This window comes from Vibrio fluminensis (assembly GCF_015278125.1).
GTDB classification, from domain to species: Bacteria; Pseudomonadota; Gammaproteobacteria; order Enterobacterales; family Vibrionaceae; genus Vibrio; species Vibrio fluminensis.
Map to the genome: position 1 here is coordinate 133,331 of NZ_JADILO010000004.1, position 22,590 is coordinate 155,920.

Here is a 22,590-nt window from a genome sequence, read left to right on the forward strand (position 1 = left end):
TAGAGCCAAAAAATGTGTGTCTAGCTTAATAATCGCATTAATCTCACACATTTTTTTCAAAATCGACTAAAAAAGCCCCGCATTTAGCGAGGCTCTGTGAATACAGTCATTACCTAAATTAGTAATAATCGCGAATCAATACTTCAGCAATCTGTACCGCGTTAGTTGCTGCGCCTTTGCGTACGTTATCCGCCACAACCCACAAGTTAATGCCGCTATGATGACTGATATCATTGCGGATACGGCCAACCATCACATGGTCTTTACCACCAGCGTCACGGACTTGAGTTGGGAAATCTTCACCGTGGAATACTTCAACACCTTCCGTGCTCTCAAGTAGTTGAATTACTTCTTGAGCATCGATCGGTGCGCGAGTTTCAACATGTACCGCTTCAGCGTGACCGTAGAAAACAGGAACACGTACACACGTTGGGTTCACCGTGATTGAAGAATCGTTAAAGATTTTTTGTGTTTCCCACACCATCTTCATCTCTTCTTTGGTGTAACCGTTTTCCATCATTTGGTCGATTTGTGGAATACAGTTAAACGCGATCTGTTGTGGAAATTGTTCAGCTTCTGCTGGGATACCGTTGAGTAGTTTTGCCGTTTGACCAGCAAGCTCATCGATACCACCTTTACCCGCTCCTGATACTGACTGATAAGTTGACACGTTAATACGTTCAATACCAACAGCATCATGGATAGGTTTTAGAGCCACTAACATTTGGATCGTTGAGCAGTTCGGGTTAGCAATAATATTGCGGTTACGGAACTCAGCAATTGCTTCAGGGTTCACTTCAGGCACGACCAACGGGATATCGTAGTCGTAACGGAATTGTGAGGTGTTATCGATAACGATCACGCCTTCCTCTGCCGCAATTGGGGCCCATTTTGCTGACAGCTCACCACCCGCGGAGAACAGCGCAATATGAGCTTGCGACCAATCAAACTCTTCAACGCTTTGTACGCGAATTGTTTTGCCATTAAAGCGGTAAGTTTTACCTTCGCTACGTTCACTTGCGAGTAGGAACAATTCACCTACTGGGAACTTGCGTTCTTGCAACACTTCAAGAATCGTTTCACCGACAGCGCCCGTCGCACCTAGTACGGCCACATTGTATTGTTGGCTCATTCACTTACCTCAATTTGAAAACCTAATTTCGCTAGCGGTGCCAGATTACACTCTTGGCGACCAATTAACGTTACCGCGCCATATTCACGGCGATCCCAATAATCCTTGCGCATTTTATCAAATGAGCCTGGTTTTGCGATCTCACGGCGGAACAACGCATCATCTTTACGCACATCATAGATGATCTGAGTCAGATTGTGCAGCGTTGCTTCATCCCAAGCATATTGCAATGTCGCGGTTGGTACTGGCGCAATCGGCAGTAGATCGGCAGCCGCGGCGGTTTTTGCTTCACCAAGGAACTCACAGTAACTGTTGAAAATCATCGTGGTTCCGCGCGCTTTACCCTCAAGACCGTAACCTGCAACATGCGGGGTCGCGAATGCTAACAGAGGTAGAAGCTCCATATCAACTTCTGGTTCAAACTCAAACACGTCTAACGCTGCTGCGAAACCATCTTGCTTTTGTAAGCGCGCTTTAAGTGCTTGGTTATCAACCACAGGGCCACGCGCCGCGTTGATAAGAATTTGGTCACCACGTAATGAGTTCAGCACTTGCTCATCAATCATATGGTGAGTTGGGTAATCACCTTGACGGGTGATCGGTGTATGCAACGAAATGATATCAGCTTGTGCAAGTAATGTTTCCAGCGGCGTAAACTCGCGCGTATCACCTTCGGCTTGCTTAATTGGGTCATTGATGAGCACCTTAATGCCAATGCCTTCAAGACAGTGTTGTAGGTAGCTCCCCACCTGACCTGCGCCTACGATACCCACTGTTTTTTCAAACACTGAGAAGCCTTGCTGTTGAGCGAGTACCATCATGACGCTGAAAACATACTCGGCGACACCAACTTTGTTACAGCCTGGCGCTGCGGTAAAAAAGATGCCACGTTCACGCATTAGGTCTTGATCAACGTGATCCATCCCAGCCGTTGCGGTGCCAACAAACTTAAGTTTGTTGGCTTTGGCAATGAGATCTGCATTTACTTTCGTTACAGAGCGGATCATCAGTGCATCTATATCGACAAGATCATCAGCGGTTAGAGTGCGGCCTGGCTTTAAAATCACTTCACCAAGTTGCTCAAATAACTCTTGAGCGTAAGGCATGTTTTCATCAATTAGAATTTTCATTTCACTTCGTATTCTTTTGCGGTTTTACTGGATTGTGCAGAATTCAATAACAAGTGTCGAGCGCTGCGTTTTACCTATTATGAATGGTTTGACACGACTTATCAGATACCCACTTCGCAAACTGTTCGTCAAAAGCATTCAACTTTGCTCACTTTGCCAGCAAACGACTCATTTTGTTTAGATTCGACAAATTTTAGGCAATAAAAAACCGGCCTCAAATGAGGCCGGTAAGATCCAGAACAAAAGGATTCGACCCGCTCTCCATGGGCCAAATTTTGCGTCTGTTCGACCAGAGTAATTAAACTCCGATCAAGCTCTGGAAACTGGGCTGTCAGCTAAATATCTTTAACTGACGAATTCAGTTAACCTTGATACTTCTTGATCACTAGCGTGGCGTTAGTACCACCGAAACCAAAGCTGTTAGACATAACCGTGGTGAGTTCCGCTTCACGCATTTCAGTTACAATATCCAAACCTTGTGCCGCGTCATCTAGCGTTTCAACGTTAATGCTTGGCGCAATAAAGTTATTGTCTAGCATCAGTGTTGAGTAAATTGCTTCATGAACACCAGCTGCACCTAGCGCATGGCCAGTCATTGCTTTAGTTGCAGAAATTGCAGGGCTGTTGTCACCAAACAGCTCTTGGATAGCACCAAGCTCTTTAACGTCACCAACTGGCGTTGATGTGCCGTGAGTATTCACGTAATCCACGCTTTCAACTGCTTGCATTGCCATCTTCATACAACGCACCGCACCTTCACCTGATGGCGCTACCATGTCGTAACCGTCAGAAGTCGCGCCGTAGCCTACGATTTCACCGTAGATTTTCGCGCCACGAGCAAGTGCATGCTCTAGCTCTTCAACCACTAGCATGCCGCCGCCACCAGAGATAACAAAACCGTCACGCGCTGCATCGTAAGTACGAGATGCTTTTTCTGGCGTTTCGTTGTATTTCGTTGAGAGTGCGCCCATTGCGTCAAACATCATGGTTTGCGACCAATCTAGCTCTTCACCACCACCAGCAAATACGATGTCTTGTTTGCCAAGCTGGATAAGCTCCATTGCGTGACCAATACAGTGTGCAGATGTCGCACAAGCTGAACTCATTGAGTAGTTTACGCCACGAATTTTAAATGGTGTTGCCAGACACGCAGACACCGTTGATGACATAGTGCGCGGAACCATGTACGGACCAACACGCTTAACGCCTTTCTCACGCATCGTATCCGTTGCCAGAGTTTGGTTTAGTGCTGAAGCACCACCAGAACCCGCGACGATACCAGTGCGGTCATTTGATACCTGCTCTTCAGTTAGGCCTGCATCTTCAATTGCTTGTTGCATTGATAGGTATGCGTACGCAGCCGCATCACCCATAAAGCGCATCTGCTTACGGTCAATGAACTCAGCTGGGTTGATTTTTAGATCACCCCAAACTTGTGAGCGCAGACCGTGTTCTTTGAACTGCTCAGAAGCAGTGATACCAGATTTACCCGCTTTAAGAGACGCTAACACTTCTTCGACGTTGTTACCGATACTTGAAACAATACCCATACCGGTGATTACGACTCGTTTCATTATCACATTCCTATAATTCAAAATACTGCTAGATAATAACTAAGTTGGCTGACAAAAGTGGTCAGCTTTCCTTTAAAACCGTACAATCGGCACAACTTTACAGTCGATAATCACAAAATTTAGACATTATGACTACGATAACCAATGCCCAACTTGGCTGGAACGAAGCGGGAACGCCTGTTTCAGACCAATTCGATGACGTCTACTTCTCCAATGTTAATGGACTAGAAGAGACGCGTTACGTCTTCTTGAGTCAAAATCATCTGCCACAAAGATGGCAAGAATATGACCAACGTCGCTTTGTGATTGCCGAAACTGGTTTTGGCACTGGGCTCAATTTCCTAGCCGTGTGGCAATGGTTTGAAGCGTTTCGCCAGCAAAACCCAGACGCAACGCTAAAAGAGCTGCATTTCATTAGCTTTGAAAAGTACCCTTTAAGCCAACAAGATTTAGTTAAAGCCCATCAAGCATGGCCTGAGTTAGCGCAATACGCAGAACAACTGCAACGCCATTACCCGATCGCCGTACCTGAGTGCCATCGCATTGTTTTGGCCGATGGTGCGATCACTTTAGACCTTTGGTTTGGTGATATCAAAGATTGTATGCCTATTGTGCCTGTACCTGAACAAGGTTTAGTCGATGCTTGGTTCCTTGACGGCTTTGCGCCCAGCAAAAACCCTGAGATGTGGAATCAAACCCTATTTGACGGCATGGCAAAGCTTGCCAAGCAAGATTGCAGCTGTGCAACGTTTACCGCGGCAGGTTTTGTACGTCGCGGTTTAATTGAAGCCGGCTTTGAAATGAAAAAAGTCAAAGGCTTTGGTACGAAACGCGAAATGATTGCTGGCCGCCTGTTAGAGCGTAAAATTGATACCAATATCAAACCTTGCTTCCATCGTTCTCCGAGCACCGCACATCAAAATATCGCTATTATTGGTGGCGGTATTGCCAGCGCCACACTAGCCAATACGCTAGTTCGTCGTGGTCAACAGATTACTTTATACTGCCAAGATGAACAACCAGCGATGCGCGCGTCAGGGAATCGCCAGGGTGCGGTTTACCCGCTACTAAACGGTGAACACCAAGGTGTCTCGCGCGTATTTGCACCGGCATTTTTGTTTGCTCGCCAGTTTGTCGAGCAAGCAGCTGAACAATTTAGTTTTGACCATGATTGGTGCGGTGTCACCCAACTCAAATGGGATGACAAGTCTGCAAGTAAGCTCGATAAGATGCTAGAAGGCAAGTTTGACCCGCAATTGATTCATGGTTTAGATGAGACTCAAACCGGTGAAGTGGTGGGTTTACCTGTCGATATGGCAAGCGTTCACTATCCTCTTGGTGGTTGGTTGTGTCCAGCAGAGCTGACCCAAGGATTGATTGCGCAGCTTGAAAAAAATGAGTGCTTTAATGCGAAATTTGCTCACAAGGTAGAATCGCTAACACAAACAAAAAATGGTTGGTCACTACAGGTTAATGGTCAAGAGGTTCAACACGACTGCGTTGTTATCGCCAATGGTAATGAGTTCGCCTCTTTTACCCAAAGTGCGTTTGTTCCGCTTGGACAAGTAAAAGGGCAAGTCAGCCATATCCCAACCACCGAATCACTGACTCAGCTAAAGAGCGTGCTTTGTTACGATGGCTATATGACTCCTGTGAATCCAAATAACCAGCATCACTGTATCGGTGCCAGTTACGATCGCAGCCAACTCAACTATGAGTTTGACCCTGTCGCTCAGCAAGATAATGGTGACAAATTACGTCATTGTCTGCCAAACCAAGCTTGGCCAAACGATGTGGATACGTCGAGCAACCTATCACGTCAAGGTATTCGCTGCGTGAGTCGCGATCATCTACCGTTTGTCGGTAATCTGGGTGATTTTGAACAAATCAAAGCTGTTTATGCCGATCTGGCTGATAATCAGCAAGCAGCACCAAATACACCGCATCACGACAATTTGTTCTGTTTGTTGGGTTTAGGCTCGCGTGGCTTAAGTTCAGCGCCTCTTATGGCGGAAGTATTGGCATCGCAGATCTGTGGTGACCCGCTACCGCTGCCAGTGGATTTACTCGAGCAAATCGACCCGAGTCGCATGTGGGTACGTAAACTGCGTAAAGGCAAAGCGATTACTGAGCTTTAAAGGCAAATAAAAAACTCCCACATGGGAGTTTTTTATTCTTAACTTACTGTTAATCAAGCAAACTATTCATTGCGTGCTGCACACTTTCCGCAATTTCTACTGCGGTAAACTGTCCGCTAACCATATCAAAGTTGTCATAGAAACTCGGGATAGAGAGCGAGGCTTTCAGTTGCGCGCCAAAGTAACCCGCAGATCCGCTTGCGGCAGCCAATACATTCCCCGCTCCGCCAGGTCCTGGTGAGGTAGCAAAATAGACCGCGGGCTTATTTTGAAACACTTCACGCTCAATTCGTGATGCCCAATCAAATAAGTTTTTGTATGCGGCTGTATAAGCGCCATTGTGCTCAGCAAACGAAATAACCAAAGCATCTGCTTGCGCTATATCCGCAAGAAACGCTTTTGCCCCCTCCGCCTGACCGATCTGTTTTTCCATATCTTCGCTAAAAATAGGCACAGAATAGTCATTGAGATCGAGCAGTTTTATTTGAGAGCCTGGCAGTAGATGCGCAGCATAATTGGCAAGAGTGCGATTAATCGAGGTAGAACTGGTGGAAGCGCCAAAAGCGACGATAAGCATAGGGGTTGTCCTTTGTTTGATTAGCTCTTTTCAGCATAGAAATAGAGCGAACAATCGACAACCACCCAGAAGAAGAAGTTAGGCGTTGTTAACTAATTCAAGCCACAAATCATTAACAATAATACGATCCGCTGGCGTCAGTTCTGTACGCGCTTGATCAAGGCTAGCAATAATACGTTGTTTTAGCTCTTCAACATCATTAATGCCTTCTTCTTCGCAAGATGCGGCAGATAGCGAAATGTGACCACGCAAGTAACCACCGGCAAACAACTCATCATCCGATGCGGTAGCAATACGTGCATCAATAAGCTCAAGTAGCTTTTCTTCAAATTCAATAATCATGTTGTGCTTAATCAACTCAGTTTGATTCTCAAAAAGGATAGCGAAGCTTCTCATATTGAGAAATTTAACGCAAACCCTATATATGACGGGCTTCTAGCATCTGGCACACACTATGCAATTCCCCTCTTACCTCCCATAAACTTGAGAAGAATTATGTCAGCAACGTTAACACGACTAGGTACGCTATTAACGCTCGGAACCGTCAGTTTCATCTCTCCTTTCGGCTACGCTCAGCAACCGTTTGATAACTGTCCTACCGAAGCCTTCTTATTTCAGAACCCATCCGGTACGCCGGTTGCTTATGGTGTTGATATCGACCTTGGTAGCTATCGTACCATGAATTCAAATTTGGGCAGTGCCAAGCTCAATGGTGTCGGTTTTAGTCAACATGATAACTTCATTTACGGCTGGGATTACGGCGCTAAATCTCTCGCTCGCATCGACGGTAACTTCGTCAAATATTCATTGTCTGTCACCAAACCAAGTGGAGCGCCAACCTCGATTTATGTAGGTGACGTCTCTCTAGATGAGAACGCTTGGTATGGCTACCGCCCTTCAAACGGTTTGTACAAAATCGATTTGACGACAATGGAGATGACCTTAATTGCCAACAAAGCGCAGTTTGGCTCACCTGCGATTTTCGACATTGCATTCCATCCAGACAATTCTTACGCCTACAGCATCGATTCATCGGGTTACTTATGGCAAATCGATGTCACTGCAGGCACCAGTACCCGCTTAAACCAATTGCTGGACAAAAATGAACTTGGCTTTAGCTTGACGTTTGGCGCCGTGTATTTCGACGTAAATGGTAATTTTTACGGCAGCAACAACGGTAATGGTTACATCTACAAAGTTGCGATTAATGGTAACCAATCTTCTGCCGCGTTTTTTGCTTATGGTCCATCTAGTAGCTCCAATGATGGTGCTCGATGCGCACTTGCGCCGGTAGAAGCGAGCGAAAATACCGACTTTGGTGATGCCCCGGACAGCTACAACACACTATATGATAATTCTGGTGCTCGCCACGGCATTACCGATTTAATGCTGGGTAGTAAAGTGGATGGGGAAACCGAAGCTTATGTCTTTCCCAACAGCGACGACGCCTCATCAGCAGAAGACGATGAAGATGGTGTGGCATTTCCACTGCCCATCCAAGTCGGTCGAACTTCTAAGCTAGACGTAACGGTCAGTGGCGCAACCGCCAGCAGTGTCCTCACGGCTTGGATGGACTTCGACCAAGACGGCACATTTGAAGATGACGAGAAAATCGTCAGCAACGAAGCCGTCACTGATGGGGTTCAAAGTATTTTCTTTGATGTGCCACCTTGGGCTCAAGTTGGACAAACTTGGGCACGCTTTAGATTAAGTGAAATCCAAGATATTGGCCCATCCGGTGGGGTACCAAGCGGCGAGGTCGAAGATTACCAAGTTGATATCACGGAAGATGGCGTCACCACACTAACCTATCCCAATGGTGCTGACTTCACGACGTTCGCTTACGAGGATCAGTACCCCATTGCCGGTGATTACGACATGAATGACGTATTGATGAATGTTAAGTTCACCGAGTATCAATTGGACGACAAAGTAATTCGTCTAAAATTCGAAGGACAAGTTGCCGCACTGGGTGGTGCTCGCCATTCTGGTTTTGCGATTCGATTGCCAGGTATTGCACCTAGCGATATCAAAGATGAATTGATTACCTTGATGATTAATGGCGTCGTAGTAAACAGAACGGTGCTCGAGTCGGGGACCAATGATGCGGTGTTTATCATTCAAGATGATCTTTGGGACTTAGTTGATGCTGGCGAAGCAGAAGGTTGTACCTATTTCCGTACCCAAACCAATTGTGGCACCAACTATCGTGCGACTTGGCAATTGACCGTCACGATGCGCAATGCAATTGACAACAGTACGATGCCCGCTTTTCCTTATGACCCATTCATCTTCGCTGCCCCTGGTCATTACTATGGCGACATTGGCTTTGAAGTGAGCGGCGGATATCCCGGCCGAGGTCTAGAGATTCATCTTAAAAATCAAGCGCCGACCAGTAAATTCAACAATGCGTACAAATCACGTGGTATTGATGCCTCTGATGGTGACCAAACTCACTTCCATACAGCTAACGGGTTACCTTGGGCGATTGAGATCCCTCTAGATTGGCAGCATCCTCTGGAGCAGATCAACATATTGCAAGCCTATAGATACTTTGCCGATTTTGCTGGCGATGCGACAGGGCAAACCTACTCAACATGGTATCTCGCCACGGAAGAAGAAAAAGACAATCGCACCAGCAGTGATACCAGTAACGATCACATTGACGAAAACAATGTCTACTACGACTAGGGCGAGGAGAAACACAATGAAAATGCAAACTCAATGGTTACTAACAGGCATGTTTACCCTTGTTCTTGTCGGCTGTGGTGGAGGTGGCGGTGGTGGCGGTAGTGACGACAATGGGAGCGGTTCATCAGCAGCGTCAGCGCCTAGCGCTCCAACCCGAGCAATGTCCGATATTGTCGTTGCCAGTGACAATACTCTGTCATCCACTTATCAATTGACCGTCGATGTTAATTTAACTCAACTAGCAGGCAAGCAAGCGTATATCGTGATATGCCCAACCAACGGACAACAAATTGATTACGACAGTTGCTTCACTAAAGCAAGTCTGGATGACGGCATAGGAAAATTCGAATTGCTGCTGCCTAACCACCAGCAGTCACTGATCGCTGAAGTGACGCCAATGGAGGCAGGCAGCAATCCACTTACTTTCACTTGGCAGTATGACAACCAGGCGCAAAGTACTTGGCTTATTCCATAATGGAAAGCCAAAAACCGACAAAGCCCCCTGCTTTGATACACAAAATAGGGGGCTTTGCTTTCTTATCTATGTCAGTGCTTATACCAATCAGGATAAGTAAGGGGTCAGAAAATTGCGCAAGGAAAATCGCTTAGAACTAGGCGCAGATTGCCGTTAACTAGTTATTCTAATTACAAAATATGCAACAACGTTATCAGCGATTTTAATCAGCAAGAATGATCAAAGACTTATGCTGATTGGTATTACTTAACTTGAAACATCTCGGTAGTCAGTGGCGCAACTTGATAAAAAGAGCGCATTGCCTCTGAAAGCATTTTCACTCGAGGCGGAATACCTTGTTCAAAGATAGACAGCACTTCAGTATGAACTTTAGCCATAAAGGCTAAACGGTCAGGTTCAAAGTCACCATTAAGATTGTCACAACTAACACTAAATGGAAAACCAGCGCTCAAGGCTAAAATCCATTCATAAGCTTGCGGGCGAATTTCCACTTTTTCAAACTCAGCTTGAACTTGCGCAGTGCGTCCGTCAGGCTCGTACCAGTAACCAAAATCTTCCAGTAAGCGACGTTCAGGGCCCGCTACACACCAATGCGCTATTTCATGCAATGCGGATGCGTAAAACCCTCGAGCAAAGATAATGCGGTGGTAATCGAACTGCTCATCCGCCGGTAGATAAATTGGCTCATCACCACCTAGCTCCAATCTGGTATTAAAGCTGGTGTAAAATGTGTCATTAAAGATATTGATAAGATCTTGGTAGTCGTGTGTCATGGTCGCTTTATAGTTAAATCTGTTACAGCGCAGGCATTCTCTCACATTTCGCGGCCATTGCAATTCCCTACTTTTGGTAATGGCATTAGAAAAAATTATCTGAAAAACGTTTTCGTTACCAACAAAACTCATTCGCCTTTTGCGATTACAACCACTACACTCGCACCTTAGTTTTATAAGATGGGGTGTTCTATATCCAAATCACTGAGAATTCGACTTAATAATACTCAAGTGATAAAGGATTAGTGACCACGTCTATCTCCCTCTAGATTTAATCGAGTAATCGTTATGCTACTGAGTGTGTTGTACATTATTGGTATTACCGCAGAAGCGATGACCGGAGCACTGAGTGCTGGTCGTCGTAAAATGGACTGGTTTGGTGTGATGTTAGTGGCCAGTGCGACTGCGATTGGTGGCGGCACTGTACGTGATATTCTACTTGGCCACTATCCGCTGGGCTGGGTAAAAAACCCTGAGTTTTTAGCGATTACGTGTATCGCTGGTGTACTAACGACGGGTTTAGCTAAGTGGGTAATCAAACTGAAAGGCCTATTTATTCGCCTTGATGCGCTCGGTCTAATCGTATTCAGTATTATCGGCACCAAAGTAGCGATCGGTATGGGTCTACACCCTGGCATCTGCATGGTTTCAGCACTTGTGACTGGCGTATTCGGCGGTCTACTGCGTGACTTGATCTGTCGTCAAACCCCACTGGTTTTGCATGAAGAGTTGTATGCTTCAGTCGCCTTAGTCGCTTCTGGTCTTTATCTCTTATTGCTGGAATTTGGTATTGATGATGTCACGGCGACAATCACAACTCTCGTGGTTGGCTATCTTCTGCGTATGGCCGCTGTGCGTTTTAAATGGCGTTTACCTTCATTCCATTTAGAAAGTGATGAACCGCTGCACTAAACTCAGTTCACGGTGATACACCCGGATCAAAAAAGCCAATCCTCGGATTGGCTTTTTACTTTTTAACGCGACAATCAACAATAGTCGTTAGATATGCGGCGTTTCCGTAGTAACCCCATGATTTTGACCACGGTGACGCAACAGATGGTCCATCACAACAATCGCCAGCATTGCTTCAGCAATTGGCACCGCGCGAATCCCCACGCAAGGATCGTGACGACCTTTCGTGATGAGCTCCGTCGGCTGACCTTGGCGATCAATGGTTTCACCGGGTACGGTAATGCTTGAGGTTGGTTTTAGTGCGATATTGGCAACAATATCTTGTCCCGTCGAGATACCACCTAAGATACCGCCCGCATGGTTACTGCCAAAACCTTGTGGTGAAAGCGTATCACGGTGCTCGCTGCCCTTTTGGCTGACCACATCAAAACCATCACCAATTTCCACGCCTTTTACCGCATTAATGCTCATCAATGCATGGGCAATATCAGCATCAAGGCGATCAAATACCGGCTCGCCCAATCCCACTGGCACATTAGTAGCAACCACTTGGATCTTGGCACCAACTGAATCACCTTGCTTTTTCAAGTCGCGGATAAGTTGGTCAAACGCATCTACCTTGTCGGCATCAGGGCTAAAGAATGGATTGTTTTCAATCTCATTCCAATCCACTTTTTCGATCGATACATCACCCATTTGTGATAAATAAGCGCGGATCTCAACGCCAAATTCTTGCTTTAAGTATTGCTTGGCAATCGAACCTGCGGCAACACGCATAGCAGTTTCACGTGCGGATGAACGGCCACCACCACGATAATCACGCACACCATACTTTTGATGGTAAGTGTAATCCGCATGCCCCGGACGGAATTTATCTTTGATATCCGAGTAATCTTTTGAGCGTTGATCGGTGTTTTCAATCAATAACCCAATAGAGGTGCCCGTGGTTTGACCTTCAAACACACCAGACAAAATCTTAACTTGATCGGGTTCACGACGCGCAGTGGTATAACGAGAAGTGCCAGGACGGCGACGGTCCAAGTCCACTTGAATCATCTCTTCTGAAATTTCCAACCCCGGAGGGCAGCCGTCCACGATACATCCTAGTGCGATACCGTGACTTTCTCCGAATGTCGTCACTCGAAAGTGTTGTCCGATACTATTTCCTGCCATTGCTTCCCCAATTTTTTCGCTGTAAATGCCCTATTTACAGCCTTCCTTGCTGTTATTCGTATTTTCATAGTCGCTTGATTACGATTTGATGTAAACCCCCAATTCGCAACAAATTTGCGCTTTTCATCCCCCATAACAACGAAAAACGCCATGCATAAGCATGGCGTTGAATTATCCGGTTTGACTCTAATTTAGTCGATGTAGAGTTTAAAGTCTTCTGCACACTCAACTAGCTGATCACGGGTTAACATAAACACACCATGACCACCGTTTTCAAACTCCAACCAAGTAAATGGAATGTGTGGGTACTGTTCCATCATGTGCACCATCGAGTTACCCACTTCGCACACAAGGATACCTTGCTCAGTTAGATAATCAGGCGCATTTGCGAGAATGCGACGAACTAGTTTCAGGCCATCTGTACCCGCAGCTAAACCCAGTTCCGGTTCATGAGTGAACTCTTCTGGCAAGCTATTCATATCTTCCGCATCAACATATGGTGGATTAGTCACGATAATGTTGTACTTCTCTTTCTCTAGATCACGGAATAGATCTGAACGGATAGGGAAAACTTGCTGTTCCATACCATGGTCTTGAATATTTTGCTCAGCCACTTGCAGCGCGTCTGTAGAAATATCAATCGCATCCACTTCTGCATCTGGGAACGCATGTGCGCACGCAATAGCAATACAACCACTGCCCGTACATAGGTCCATAATGCGCACTGGCTCTTCGACTAGCCATGGTTGGAATTCAGCTTGGATTAGCTCACCGATTGGTGAACGTGGCACCAATACGCGCTCATCAACAAAAAATTCTAATCCACAGAACCAAGCTTTGTTGGTTAAGTAAGCAGTTGGCGTACGCTCATTAATGCGTTTTACCACGCGCTCAACGATGCGCATACGCTCGCTGGTTGTTAGGCGTGAGTTAAGCACATGTGGAGGCACATCAATTGGTAGATAAAGGGTTGGCAAGATTAGCTGAACTGCTTCATCCCACGCGTTATCTGTACCGTGACCGTAAAACAGGTTCGCTGCATTAAAGCGGCTAACCGTCCAGCGGATCATATCTTGAAGGGTATGGAGTTCCGATACCGCTTCTTCTACAAAAATCTTATCCAAAATTGTCTCCGAAAAGCGCTACAATACTGCCAATGCGAATTAGCGATGCTAACAACAACATCAAAGTTTATCCCATGAGTAAAAAAGACATCGATGCCGACGACGATTTCGCCCTATTTAGGGATGCAGTACAAGGCGTAAAAAAGTTGCCACAGGATACCATAGTCCAGCAACCAAAAAAAAATACTAAGCAAAAAGAAATTAAACGCTCAGCGCGCGAAAGCAGTGATGCTGAGTTCTATTTCTCTGACGAATTTGTCCCTCGACTTAATGAAGAAGGACCGACCCGTTATGCCCGTGATGATGTATCTACCTATGAAGTAAAGAGATTACGTCGCGGCGTATATGTTCCTGACGTGTTTCTCGACATGCATGGTATGACCCAACAAGAAGCCAAACGCGAGTTGGGGGCAATGATTGCCTATTGTATCAAAAACGAAGTGCATTGTGCGTGCGTTCAGCACGGTATCGGTAAGCATATTCTCAAACAAAAAGCACCGCTATGGCTGGCTCAGCACCCTGATGTGATGGCCTTCCACCAAGCCCCACTAGAATTTGGTGGTGATGGCGCGCTTTTGGTGTTGCTGTCTATACCGGAGAAATAGAGAAGCAAAGCTTCTCGGATTCGAGATTTGGGATGCGGGAACGCACGGCGTGGGTCGCCGTGCTACGGATAACGGATAACGGATAACGGATAACGGATAACGGATAACGGATAACGGATAACGGATAATTTTGCCCGGTCTTGTTTGCTAAGCAAGTGTGTTGAGATTCATTCCGTAAGCGAGGTGTAGCCGAGCGTTCAGTCAGCGAATGCGTTCCCGAGTCCGTTATCTATACGGTTATTGTCTCAAATCGGGCGGGATCGGTAGCTCTGATGTTTTTAGATTAGGACGCTGACCGCCCTTTCTACGGTACTGTTTGAGCTGGAATACGTAAGCCAGCACTTGAGCAACAGCGGTAAATAGACCATCAGGGATCTCTTGCTCAAGCTCAGTCGAGTGATAGAGCGAACGAGCCAGTGGTGGTGCGGGCACGATATAAATATTGTGTTCTCTTGCCACTTCCCGAATTTTCATCGCCATGTGATCAACCCCTTTTGCGATAACGACAGGGGCGCGATCTTTACTTTGATCATAACGCAGTGCCACGGAGAAGTGCTCCGGGTTGGTAATAATTACGTCGGCTTGCGGTACTTCTGCCATCATACGTCGTTGCGCGGCTTCACGTTGCAACATACGAATACGACCTTTTACTTCCGGCTTACCTTCAGTCTCTTTGTACTCATCCTTCACTTCCTGCTTAGTCATTTTAAGCTGATCAGCGTGTTGCCAGATCTGGAAAGGTATATCGATCGCCACCACGATCAGTAATGAGCAACTGATAAGCAAAATGAAATTAAGCAGGATATCTAAGGCATGGAAAATGTTTTGCGGAAAGACATCCAAACTAAGCTGGAACAGATCTTCTTTGGCGGCATTAATTAGATAAAACGCCATACCTGAGACGAGCGTAACCTTAAGAATAGACTTAATCAACTCGACCCAGCTCTGCATGCCAACCATACGTTTTAAGCCACTTAGCGGGTTCATCTTCGACAATTTTGGCATCGCTGCTTCAGCTGAAAAGTTCACGCCACCAACTCCAGCAGCACCAACTAATGCAGCAATAAACAGCACCAATAGGATCAGCAACAATGGCAGGATCAGCGCGCCCATCGAACCTAAGGCAATATCAAACAGTTTCGTTTGGTCGAAAATCTCTTCGCGGGAAAGATCGAACAGTCGCTGCATAATACGGTAGAGCGCATACGCTAACCCCTCGCCAAACCACATCAAGGCGATAGAACCCACCACTAATACCGATACCGACGCTAACTCTTTTGACCTTGCAACCTGCCCTTTTTCTCGAGCCTGTTGCAAGCGTTTGGGCGTGGCGTCTTCGGTACGTTCTTGACCGTCTGATTCTGCCAAATCAGTCTCCTGTCTATCGGTTTAGGACTAACCAAAGGTTTGGACTAACAATCCAAACGAATAAAACGACAAATCTGCTGTTCACCTTCTAGCCAGATCAATTCATAGTGCGTAAATAAGCCGCCGACAATATACCAACACAACAGCAAACCGACGATCAACGCAAAAGCGAAACCAAGCGAGAAAATGTTTAATTGAGGCGCTGCACGAGTCATCACACCAAATGACAAGTTAATCGTTAACAGTGCGATAATGCCGGATAACGACATACTCAGTGCAAACTGAAACATGGTCCCAAGCCACAATGCCAACTCACGAAAATCAACCGCAGTTAATGAGCCCACTCCAATCGGCAAAGATTTAAAACTCATCACCACCAGCATCAACATTTTAAGGTGACCATCAGTAGCTAAGAAAAACAGCGTTGCCAGGAACATAAATAGCTGACCAAGCAAGGGGGTGTTCTGTCCGTTTGCCGGATCGACCATTGAGGCAAAACCCAAACTCGACTGCATACCCAAAATCTGACCTAAGATGACAAAAATCTGAATCATAAATTGGGTAACGGTGCCCATGGCAATACCGATCACGATTTGTTCAAACAGCACCATGAAGCCCTCAAAAGAGAGTAACTCTATGCTTTCCGGCACCTTTGGTATTGCGGGCATAACCGCAAAAGTAATCGCCAAGCCCAGATACAGACGAATCCGAGTGGGGACAAAACGCGCACCGGTGACCGACATCACCATAAGCATTGCGGCAATGCGAGTATAGGGCCAAAAATAATTGGCAATCCAATCAAGAACGACCTCTGCTGGGTATTCCATGCTACTCGCCTAATAGAGTACTTGAGGCAGACGTTCTATGATGGAGTAGAAATACTCAGTCATCATTTGTGTCATCATATGGCCAAAGAACATCAACGCGAGCAATGTCACCACCAAACGAGGCAAAAAGCTCAAGGTCTGTTCGTTGATCGAAGTGGCGGCTTGGAAAATCGCCACGATCAAACCAATCAATAGACTGGGAATAACAATCGCGCACACCATGATAAGTACCATCCAAAGTGCGTCACGGAACAGTTCAACAAACATTTCAGGAGTCATAATTTTCTCCCGCTACAAGGCAAAACTGCCGGCCAGTGTGGAGAGAATCAAGTTCCACCCATCAACTAACACAAACAGCATCAACTTAAATGGCAAAGAAACAATCATCGGCGACAGCATCATCATACCCATAGCCATCAAAACCGAAGCCACCACCAAATCGATAATCAAAAAAGGCAAGAACAGCATAAAGCCTATTTGGAAAGCAGTTTTGAGCTCAGAAGTAATAAATGCAGGGATCAATACCGCCATTGAAACCTCTTCTGGACTGGTTGCCGTTGAACCAGAAATATTCACGAAGGTTTCTAAATCCTTAACTCGCGTTTGCTTGAGCATGAAATCCCTCATCGGGATTTGCGCCAAGTCAAAGGCGTCTCGCGCAGATATTTGTTCATTAATATAAGGCTGAATAGCCGTATCATTCACCTTGCTGATCACTGGAGACATGATAAAGAAGGTTAAGAACATCGCGATACCGATAATAACTTGGTTCGATGGAGTCTGCTGCAAACCCATAGCCTGACGCAAAATCGACATGACGACTACGATTCGGGTAAATGATGTCATCAATATAACCATGGCAGGCAAAAAGCCGAGCATGGTCATTAACGCTAATATTTGCAGGTTAATCGAGTAGTCTTCAGTACCATTACTATTGGTTGTCACAGTAAAAGCCGGGATACCGCCACCAGCACCCGTGATGGTCCCTGTGGAAATCGATTTAGCGGCACCTTGCTCACGCTCCATAGCCGAAGCGGTGACTGAACTTGATGCCACATTGCCATTAACCGGTGTATCTAACTCTTCTGACGCATAGGTAAATACCGACATCATTGTTAGCATCAAAGTTAACAGCATTGCCGACAAATAACTGGCCACTGAGCGATTATTTCTTATCATTCTTTTTCATGAGCTGAGTCAGTTGATGCGCAAATGGACTGGCTGCCAGCTCCTCCTGAGACAAAGGTTTTTCCAGTTTGGAGATCAATTGGATAGATTGTGGTGTGATCCCAACAAGAAACTGCTCTTCTCCTGCTTGGATAATTGCCACTCGTTCACGTGTTCCTACTGCAATCTGACGGATGACACTGAGTCCTTTCTGATTCGCAATGGAAGGCACGCGCATTCGCTTAAGCACCCAAGCCAAAAACAAAATCAGGGCTATAACGAACAAGAGCGACCCAAAAGTGGTCGCCCAGTCAAGCTGGCGAGACGGCGATGAAGGCGCCGCCATTGCAGTAGGAGATAACACCAGTAGCCACAATATATTCGGCTTCATAGGCTACCTAAGTTTCTTGATTCGCTCGGTTTGGCTGATTACGTCAGTCAAACGTATACCAAATTTATCATTCACCACCACCACTTCACCATGAGCAATAAGGGTGCCGTTGACCAATACATCAAGCGATTCACCAGCAAGTCGTTCAAGCTCAACGACCGAGCCTTGGTTGAGTTGCAATAGGTTACGAATGCTGATTTGAGAACGTCCTACTTCCATAGAAATGGTCACAGGAATATCTAAAATTGTATCGAGTTTTCGACGCTCATCTTCAGAAATTGGCGCTGAGGTATCTTGCAACTCATCTAGCTGTGCTGCCATCACTTCATCGACGTCGATGCTCGGCGCACTCGGATCTTCACCTAACGCAGCCGCCCACTCGTCGGCCAGTTTTTGATCGTCACTTGGTTCCATACCTAATACCTATTTAATCGCTTAATCTTCAATTTCACCGTCATCACTCTCTAACTCGGAAATTACATCTTTACCGAGGAAAGCAATGTCAGTCTTCACCACATCTGGGCGTCTAATTTTTTCTGAAACTTGTACTGCTAGCTTCTCACCCGAACGTCCCATTTTTACGCGATACGTTGGCAGTTCTTCAACAAACATCACCGCATGTTCTGGCATGTCGATCGGGATAATATCGCCTGGTTGCAACTCCATTAAGTCACGCAAAGAAATGTCTTTTTCCAGTAGATCAACACGGAAATTAACGGGCACATCCATAATCTCTTCACGCAGAGCAGAGCTCCAACGAACATCCGTCTCCATTTTGTCCGATTGCACACCGGCATCAAGCAGTTCACGAATAGGTTCCACCATCGAATATGGCATCACCATATGGAAGTCACCACCACCGCCGTCTACTTCGATGTGGAACGAGCTCACCACGATCACTTCCGTCGGGCTAACAATATTGGCCATGCTTGGGTTAACCTCAGAATCGAGGTATTCAAACTCAACCCCCATCACTGGCGACCAAGCTTCTTTGTAGTCTTCAAAAACAATTTTTAACAGTAGCTGAATGATGCGGCGCTCAGTCGGGGTAAACTCTCGTCCTTCAATACGTGCATGGAATCGACCATCACCACCAAAGAAGTTTTCCACCAAAATAAACACCAAACGCGCTTCCATGGTGATCAACGCCGTACCTTTTAGCGGTCTGAATCGAACCATGTTCAAACTGGTTGGCACATATAAGGTGTTCTGATATTCACCGAACTTCATCATCTGTACGCCGTTAATCGACACTTCTGCCGTTTTTCGCAGCATATTAAACAGGCTGATGCGCATATGCCGGGCAAAACGCTCGTTAATAAGCTCAAGCGTTGGCATTCGGCCACGAACAATTCGGTCTTGTGATGAGAAATCGAAGTCTATTGCATCACGACCACCGACGACCTCTTCATCATCGACATCATCAACGTCATCTACACCATGCAGTAACGCATCAATTTCGTCTTGGCTTAATAAATCGGTCACACTAATTCCTACTGAATAACAAAATCAGTAAACAGCACTCGCTCAATGACAGGCTGTCCTACTGCGCTATTTAAACTCGCTTTAATATCTTCGGTCGCTTTCTGACGCAGTTCCACTCGCCCATTGGCGCTGCGAAGCTGCTCTACCGTTGCCGAAGCAAATGTCGCTAATAGTGAGCTTTCAATCAGCGGCGAATGGTAACGAGCAAGGTTTTCATTATCGATACCTCGCACCATCAACTGCACACTGATCTGCACTAATCGGTCTTTCTTATCACCAGTAACATTAAACAGAAATGGCTGAGGAATACTGACATAAGAAACCGGCATTTCTGGGTTCACCGCTGCCTGCGGAGCGGCCGTCATGGCGCTCTCTTCTGCACTGGAGCCCATTAAAAAGAAAGCGGCAGCCCCACCACCAATCAGCAATACTAAAACAGCAACAGCAATAATGATCAGCTTACCTTTACCTTTGGGTGCTTCACTTGTAATTTCTTCTGCCATAATCCAAATTTCTCTAACCAATCAATCCATTAAATCTAAAGGCATAGTCTAAGCGTAATAACTGATTCCATCACGCTTTGATGCCACATTCAAATCAAGTTTGACGTCCGCTTCAAGGTTTTCTTGCCCGTCAAAGTGCTGATTGCTGCTACCTTGACCATTTCCAGTATCATTGCCATTGGTATAACGACTTTGCTGCTGGCCTGAAGCCTGTTGTTGAACAGAAGAATCACTTAGCTGCATACCTTGCTGCGCTAACATCTCTCTTAGCCTAGGCATCGCCTGTTCGACAATGTCTCTCGCTTGCGAGTTTGCTACCGTAAAATGAACGCTAGCATTATCCCCATTCATATTCATGCGGATCTGCATACGCCCCAACTCCGGTGGGTCAAGACGGATGTCGATGTTCTTAAGGTTCTTCGACATCATCATCTGAATTCGTTCAGCAACTTGTTCACCTGCCATTTCACGGTTAAGTTGCAATGAAGGTTGTGCTTGTGCAGCCTGCTCTAATCTCGCCGTTTGATTGAGACCAGTTTGCCCCGCAACTTGACTTAGTTGTTGTGCAAATGAAGACTCACCACCATTAGTGGCCTCACCATTTTGCCCAAGTTTGCCTATCGTTGCCGCCGCTTTGGCGCCTAAGCTAGCTTGTAATGCCATTTGTTCTGGTTTCGCGCCCGTTGCAATATTGCTCGGGATTTGCTGCGCCACCGACAGATCCATTGGTGTCGTTGGCGTTAAAGTTGAGGCTGCTGCATTCATAGCCGCGGCTTGGTGGCCGGTTGACAATACAGAATGAGTACTTGAGTTTAATTGCTGAGCACTCGTTGCACTTTGAGCTTGTAACTCCGCGGCCGTTAGCTTATGTGCCATCTTCGCCTGAGAGTGATCCGCCAAACTCACTTTGCCGATATCATCGACAACCATCTCGCCATCCGTAACTGGTGTTGTTGAGGTGCTCGCCCATGCAATCGCTGGCGTGGCATCTTCAATCACGTCTACTGATTGCTCGCTGTTTTCATTCACCGTTTGCAACATAGTTTGACTCAACTCAGCTTGAGCACTGGTTGGCGTCGCGCTCTCCGCAAGCAATATTTGACTTGTATCCATCGACGCTTTTTCGGTCAATGATTGGGAATCTTGATTGTTTGCTGTCAGTTCCACTTGCGCCCTATCGACGGCACTAGAAGAAGAATTTTGCGCTAACTGAGCCTCATTAATCGCTTTCTCAGATAATAATGCATCATCACTGTTAACTTCTGCCAAATCAGCTGAATCGGAGAGAGGCGTTTTCACCCCTTCTTGGTTTACCAACTTTTCCTGCGTCAGGTCATCTTGAGACAATTCACTCGTCAAATCAGCCGCAACCAGTGGCTGAGCCTTAGCATTACTAACTTGTTGCGCATCTTGCGGAGGCAAACTATTGCCGTCTTGAGCTCGCAATGCTTGGTTAGCTTGCTCTAGGCGCTCAAGTAATGCTTCACTTTCGGCGACGGTTGCTTCAACGGTTGAAGATGCTGAGTTGTCGTCCGTTGGTTTTTCAATAAACCTTTCCAGCTGTTGCGGAATTTCTTCTTCTGATGCCACTTCTTGCCCGTCATCAGTCGTAACACTTTGCTCATTCAATGCTTGCGTTGAATCCGCGGTAGACGACTCATTTATCGTCTCTGACTCAGCCTCTTGTCCTGCTTCTAGCATGACATCAGCGCTTTCGTCCTGAGAAGTGGCTTCACTAGCGTCAGAAGTAACAACCTGTTCTTCTGCTGGTTTACTGTCACCCTTTAACATCGCCGTTAACTTGGCGAAAAAGCCCTCCGCTTCAGAGGCCTCATCCGCTGAGGTCGTCATTTCACTGACTCCCTTACTGAGTTTGGTGGATTCTGTCACGGATGTTAAATTGACATTCATAGACGCTAGCTCGCTATTAACTGACTGATTTACTTAGAGTGATATTGACATGGGTAATCGACATTACTGAGACGGTCACTTTCACCACACTGAAAAACCGATATTGAGCAAAAAAGAAACACCCACTAACTAAGGTAAAAGCAAAAATCACGCCAAAATTTGAAGAGAATAACTCAGCCAGCCTGACTAAAGACGTTTAGCATTTAGGCGTGCAAACTGTAAGGTCGAGAATTCATCCATTTGCTTTTGCTCGCGAATATTCTCTAACCGTTGTTTCTCTGCCTGTTTTTTATCAATAAGCCATTCGTATGAAGAGCGTTGTTTGCGGCATTCTAACCAATGGCGTTCGCAGTTTTCGACTTGATCTTTAAAGTGAAATTCAGCTTGTTTTTGCTTACTGAGCGTATTGTCTAAAGTGGTTAAAAAACGATTTAAATGAGTATATTGACTCGCGGTAAGCCCTTGCTTACCACGATCAACTAATTGCTGACAGTAGTCTAAGCGGTATTTTTCGATCTGATCTAACTGCTGATAGTATCCGTCTAGCTCAGAGCGAGCTTTACCTAAAGCCAATACCGCTTGGTTCTCTCGCTCTTTTGCTTGTTCAAGTAAAAACTCGAGCGCATTATTCATA

23 protein-coding genes are annotated in these 22,590 nt (G+C 46.1%); 5 read left to right on the forward strand and 18 right to left on the reverse strand.

Translation table 11 applies throughout. From position 1 onward, the window contains the following. Window positions 1-118: 118 nt before the first annotated feature. The 3 genes from IRQ95_RS05310 to fabB all read right to left on the reverse strand — a co-directional run bounded on the left by IRQ95_RS05310 (window position 119) and on the right by fabB (window position 3,836). The gene (locus IRQ95_RS05310; RefSeq protein WP_194435962.1) at window positions 119-1,132 is read right to left on the reverse strand and encodes an aspartate-semialdehyde dehydrogenase; all 1,014 of its coding nucleotides are present in this window, start codon (window positions 1,130-1,132) and stop codon (window positions 119-121) included. Further along, the gene (locus IRQ95_RS05315; RefSeq protein WP_194435963.1) at window positions 1,129-2,262 is read right to left on the reverse strand and encodes a 4-phosphoerythronate dehydrogenase; all 1,134 of its coding nucleotides are present in this window, start codon (window positions 2,260-2,262) and stop codon (window positions 1,129-1,131) included. The genes IRQ95_RS05310 and IRQ95_RS05315 overlap by 4 nt, the downstream gene beginning before the upstream one ends. Window positions 2,263-2,624: 362 nt before the next feature. Continuing rightward, window positions 2,625-3,836, reverse strand: coding sequence for a beta-ketoacyl-ACP synthase I (gene fabB, locus IRQ95_RS05320; protein WP_194435964.1), 1,212 nt, complete (start codon window positions 3,834-3,836; stop codon window positions 2,625-2,627). A 128-nt stretch (window positions 3,837-3,964) separates the two neighbouring features. Here fabB and mnmC point away from each other — a divergent pair, with 128 nt between their 5' ends. Next, on the forward strand, window positions 3,965-5,974 hold the full coding sequence (gene mnmC, locus IRQ95_RS05325) for a bifunctional tRNA (5-methylaminomethyl-2-thiouridine)(34)-methyltransferase MnmC2/FAD-dependent 5-carboxymethylaminomethyl-2-thiouridine(34) oxidoreductase MnmC1 (RefSeq protein ID WP_194435965.1): 2,010 nt from the start codon (window positions 3,965-3,967) through the stop codon (window positions 5,972-5,974). A 49-nt stretch (window positions 5,975-6,023) separates the two neighbouring features. On the opposite strand, the gene IRQ95_RS05330 is transcribed toward mnmC, so the two are convergent. Both IRQ95_RS05330 and IRQ95_RS05335 read right to left on the reverse strand, forming a co-directional pair. Continuing rightward, complete coding sequence (locus IRQ95_RS05330; protein ID WP_194435966.1) at window positions 6,024-6,551, reverse strand: NADPH-dependent FMN reductase; 528 nt, start codon at window positions 6,549-6,551, stop codon at window positions 6,024-6,026. Window positions 6,552-6,629: 78 nt separating this feature from the next. After that, window positions 6,630-6,893 (reverse strand): YfcL family protein, encoded by a 264-nt coding sequence (locus IRQ95_RS05335; RefSeq protein WP_194435967.1) that lies wholly within the window; start codon window positions 6,891-6,893, stop codon window positions 6,630-6,632. 153 nt (window positions 6,894-7,046) lie between these two features. On the opposite strand from IRQ95_RS05335, the gene IRQ95_RS05340 reads away from it, so the two are divergent. Both IRQ95_RS05340 and IRQ95_RS05345 read left to right on the forward strand, forming a co-directional pair. Then, the gene (locus IRQ95_RS05340; protein ID WP_194435968.1) at window positions 7,047-9,242 is read left to right on the forward strand and encodes an LruC domain-containing protein; all 2,196 of its coding nucleotides are present in this window, start codon (window positions 7,047-7,049) and stop codon (window positions 9,240-9,242) included. Between the two features lie 16 nt (window positions 9,243-9,258). Next, the gene (locus tag IRQ95_RS05345; protein ID WP_194435969.1) at window positions 9,259-9,717 is read left to right on the forward strand and encodes a hypothetical protein; all 459 of its coding nucleotides are present in this window, start codon (window positions 9,259-9,261) and stop codon (window positions 9,715-9,717) included. Window positions 9,718-9,959: 242 nt separating this feature from the next. Here the strand turns inward: IRQ95_RS05345 and IRQ95_RS05350 are convergent, their stop codons facing one another. Continuing rightward, window positions 9,960-10,490 (reverse strand): elongation factor P hydroxylase, encoded by a 531-nt coding sequence (locus IRQ95_RS05350; RefSeq protein ID WP_194435970.1) that lies wholly within the window; start codon window positions 10,488-10,490, stop codon window positions 9,960-9,962. Window positions 10,491-10,778: 288 nt separating this feature from the next. Here IRQ95_RS05350 and IRQ95_RS05355 point away from each other — a divergent pair, with 288 nt between their 5' ends. Next, a complete protein-coding gene (locus IRQ95_RS05355) occupies window positions 10,779-11,402 on the forward strand; it encodes a trimeric intracellular cation channel family protein (protein WP_194435971.1) in 624 nt (207 codons plus the stop codon). Window positions 11,403-11,489: 87 nt separating this feature from the next. Here the strand turns inward: IRQ95_RS05355 and aroC are convergent, their stop codons facing one another. Both aroC and prmB read right to left on the reverse strand, forming a co-directional pair. After that, entirely contained in the window at window positions 11,490-12,575 is a 1,086-nt protein-coding gene (aroC, locus tag IRQ95_RS05360; protein ID WP_194435972.1) for a chorismate synthase, read from the reverse strand. 191 nt (window positions 12,576-12,766) lie between these two features. After that, window positions 12,767-13,699, reverse strand: coding sequence for a 50S ribosomal protein L3 N(5)-glutamine methyltransferase (gene prmB, locus IRQ95_RS05365; protein WP_075647780.1), 933 nt, complete (start codon window positions 13,697-13,699; stop codon window positions 12,767-12,769). 74 nt (window positions 13,700-13,773) lie between these two features. On the opposite strand from prmB, the gene smrB reads away from it, so the two are divergent. Beyond that, complete coding sequence (smrB, locus tag IRQ95_RS05370) at window positions 13,774-14,304, forward strand: endonuclease SmrB (RefSeq protein ID WP_194435973.1); 531 nt, start codon at window positions 13,774-13,776, stop codon at window positions 14,302-14,304. 237 nt (window positions 14,305-14,541) lie between these two features. Here the strand turns inward: smrB and flhB are convergent, their stop codons facing one another. The 10 genes from flhB to fliJ all read right to left on the reverse strand — a co-directional run bounded on the left by flhB (window position 14,542) and on the right by fliJ (window position 22,589). Continuing rightward, window positions 14,542-15,672 carry a flagellar biosynthesis protein FlhB gene (flhB, locus tag IRQ95_RS05375; protein ID WP_194435974.1) on the reverse strand — a complete coding sequence of 377 codons (1,131 nt, stop codon included), beginning with the start codon at window positions 15,670-15,672 and terminating at the stop codon, window positions 14,542-14,544. 44 nt (window positions 15,673-15,716) lie between these two features. After that, the gene (fliR, locus tag IRQ95_RS05380) at window positions 15,717-16,499 is read right to left on the reverse strand and encodes a flagellar biosynthetic protein FliR (RefSeq protein WP_194435975.1); all 783 of its coding nucleotides are present in this window, start codon (window positions 16,497-16,499) and stop codon (window positions 15,717-15,719) included. Between the two features lie 9 nt (window positions 16,500-16,508). After that, window positions 16,509-16,778: a flagellar biosynthesis protein FliQ gene (fliQ, locus tag IRQ95_RS05385; protein WP_194435976.1), complete on the reverse strand. Its 270-nt coding sequence runs from the start codon at window positions 16,776-16,778 to the stop codon at window positions 16,509-16,511. 12 nt (window positions 16,779-16,790) lie between these two features. After that, window positions 16,791-17,609: a flagellar type III secretion system pore protein FliP gene (fliP, locus tag IRQ95_RS05390; RefSeq protein ID WP_228481298.1), complete on the reverse strand. Its 819-nt coding sequence runs from the start codon at window positions 17,607-17,609 to the stop codon at window positions 16,791-16,793. A 55-nt stretch (window positions 17,610-17,664) separates the two neighbouring features. Further along, entirely contained in the window at window positions 17,665-18,057 is a 393-nt protein-coding gene (gene fliO, locus IRQ95_RS05395; RefSeq protein ID WP_194435978.1) for a flagellar biosynthetic protein FliO, read from the reverse strand. A gap of 3 nt (window positions 18,058-18,060) precedes the next feature. Beyond that, on the reverse strand, window positions 18,061-18,471 hold the full coding sequence (gene fliN, locus IRQ95_RS05400) for a flagellar motor switch protein FliN (RefSeq protein WP_194435979.1): 411 nt from the start codon (window positions 18,469-18,471) through the stop codon (window positions 18,061-18,063). Between the two features lie 21 nt (window positions 18,472-18,492). Next, a complete protein-coding gene (gene fliM, locus IRQ95_RS05405) occupies window positions 18,493-19,542 on the reverse strand; it encodes a flagellar motor switch protein FliM (RefSeq protein ID WP_194435980.1) in 1,050 nt (349 codons plus the stop codon). Window positions 19,543-19,550: 8 nt separating this feature from the next. Beyond that, entirely contained in the window at window positions 19,551-20,045 is a 495-nt protein-coding gene (gene fliL, locus IRQ95_RS05410; protein WP_194435981.1) for a flagellar basal body-associated protein FliL, read from the reverse strand. Window positions 20,046-20,093: 48 nt separating this feature from the next. Beyond that, window positions 20,094-21,956: a flagellar hook-length control protein FliK gene (locus IRQ95_RS05415; protein ID WP_194435982.1), complete on the reverse strand. Its 1,863-nt coding sequence runs from the start codon at window positions 21,954-21,956 to the stop codon at window positions 20,094-20,096. Window positions 21,957-22,142: 186 nt separating this feature from the next. Then, on the reverse strand, window positions 22,143-22,589 hold the full coding sequence (fliJ, locus tag IRQ95_RS05420) for a flagellar export protein FliJ (RefSeq protein WP_194435983.1): 447 nt from the start codon (window positions 22,587-22,589) through the stop codon (window positions 22,143-22,145). Between the last annotated feature and the right edge of the window lies 1 nt (window position 22,590).

Coding starts and splice junctions, on each gene's coding strand:
- smrB (WP_194435973.1), top strand. CDS start 13,774: ATGAGTAAAAAAGACATCGATGCCGACGACGATTTCGCCCTATTTAGG.
- fliL (WP_194435981.1), bottom strand. CDS start 20,045: ATGGCAGAAGAAATTACAAGTGAAGCACCCAAAGGTAAAGGTAAGCTG.
- fabB (WP_194435964.1), bottom strand. CDS start 3,836: ATGAAACGAGTCGTAATCACCGGTATGGGTATTGTTTCAAGTATCGGT.
- IRQ95_RS05345 (WP_194435969.1), top strand. CDS start 9,259: ATGAAAATGCAAACTCAATGGTTACTAACAGGCATGTTTACCCTTGTT.
- fliJ (WP_194435983.1), bottom strand. CDS start 22,589: ATGAATAATGCGCTCGAGTTTTTACTTGAACAAGCAAAAGAGCGAGAG.
- IRQ95_RS05350 (WP_194435970.1), bottom strand. CDS start 10,490: ATGACACACGACTACCAAGATCTTATCAATATCTTTAATGACACATTT.
- fliR (WP_194435975.1), bottom strand. CDS start 16,499: ATGGAATACCCAGCAGAGGTCGTTCTTGATTGGATTGCCAATTATTTT.
- fliO (WP_194435978.1), bottom strand. CDS start 18,057: ATGAAGCCGAATATATTGTGGCTACTGGTGTTATCTCCTACTGCAATG.
- IRQ95_RS05415 (WP_194435982.1), bottom strand. CDS start 21,956: ATGAATGTCAATTTAACATCCGTGACAGAATCCACCAAACTCAGTAAG.
- IRQ95_RS05340 (WP_194435968.1), top strand. CDS start 7,047: ATGTCAGCAACGTTAACACGACTAGGTACGCTATTAACGCTCGGAACC.
- IRQ95_RS05335 (WP_194435967.1), bottom strand. CDS start 6,893: ATGATTATTGAATTTGAAGAAAAGCTACTTGAGCTTATTGATGCACGT.
- aroC (WP_194435972.1), bottom strand. CDS start 12,575: ATGGCAGGAAATAGTATCGGACAACACTTTCGAGTGACGACATTCGGA.
- IRQ95_RS05315 (WP_194435963.1), bottom strand. CDS start 2,262: ATGAAAATTCTAATTGATGAAAACATGCCTTACGCTCAAGAGTTATTT.
- IRQ95_RS05355 (WP_194435971.1), top strand. CDS start 10,779: ATGCTACTGAGTGTGTTGTACATTATTGGTATTACCGCAGAAGCGATG.
- fliP (WP_228481298.1), bottom strand. CDS start 17,609: ATGTCGGTATTTACCTATGCGTCAGAAGAGTTAGATACACCGGTTAAT.
- mnmC (WP_194435965.1), top strand. CDS start 3,965: ATGACTACGATAACCAATGCCCAACTTGGCTGGAACGAAGCGGGAACG.
- fliQ (WP_194435976.1), bottom strand. CDS start 16,778: ATGACTCCTGAAATGTTTGTTGAACTGTTCCGTGACGCACTTTGGATG.
- fliN (WP_194435979.1), bottom strand. CDS start 18,471: ATGGAACCAAGTGACGATCAAAAACTGGCCGACGAGTGGGCGGCTGCG.
- IRQ95_RS05310 (WP_194435962.1), bottom strand. CDS start 1,132: ATGAGCCAACAATACAATGTGGCCGTACTAGGTGCGACGGGCGCTGTC.
- IRQ95_RS05330 (WP_194435966.1), bottom strand. CDS start 6,551: ATGCTTATCGTCGCTTTTGGCGCTTCCACCAGTTCTACCTCGATTAAT.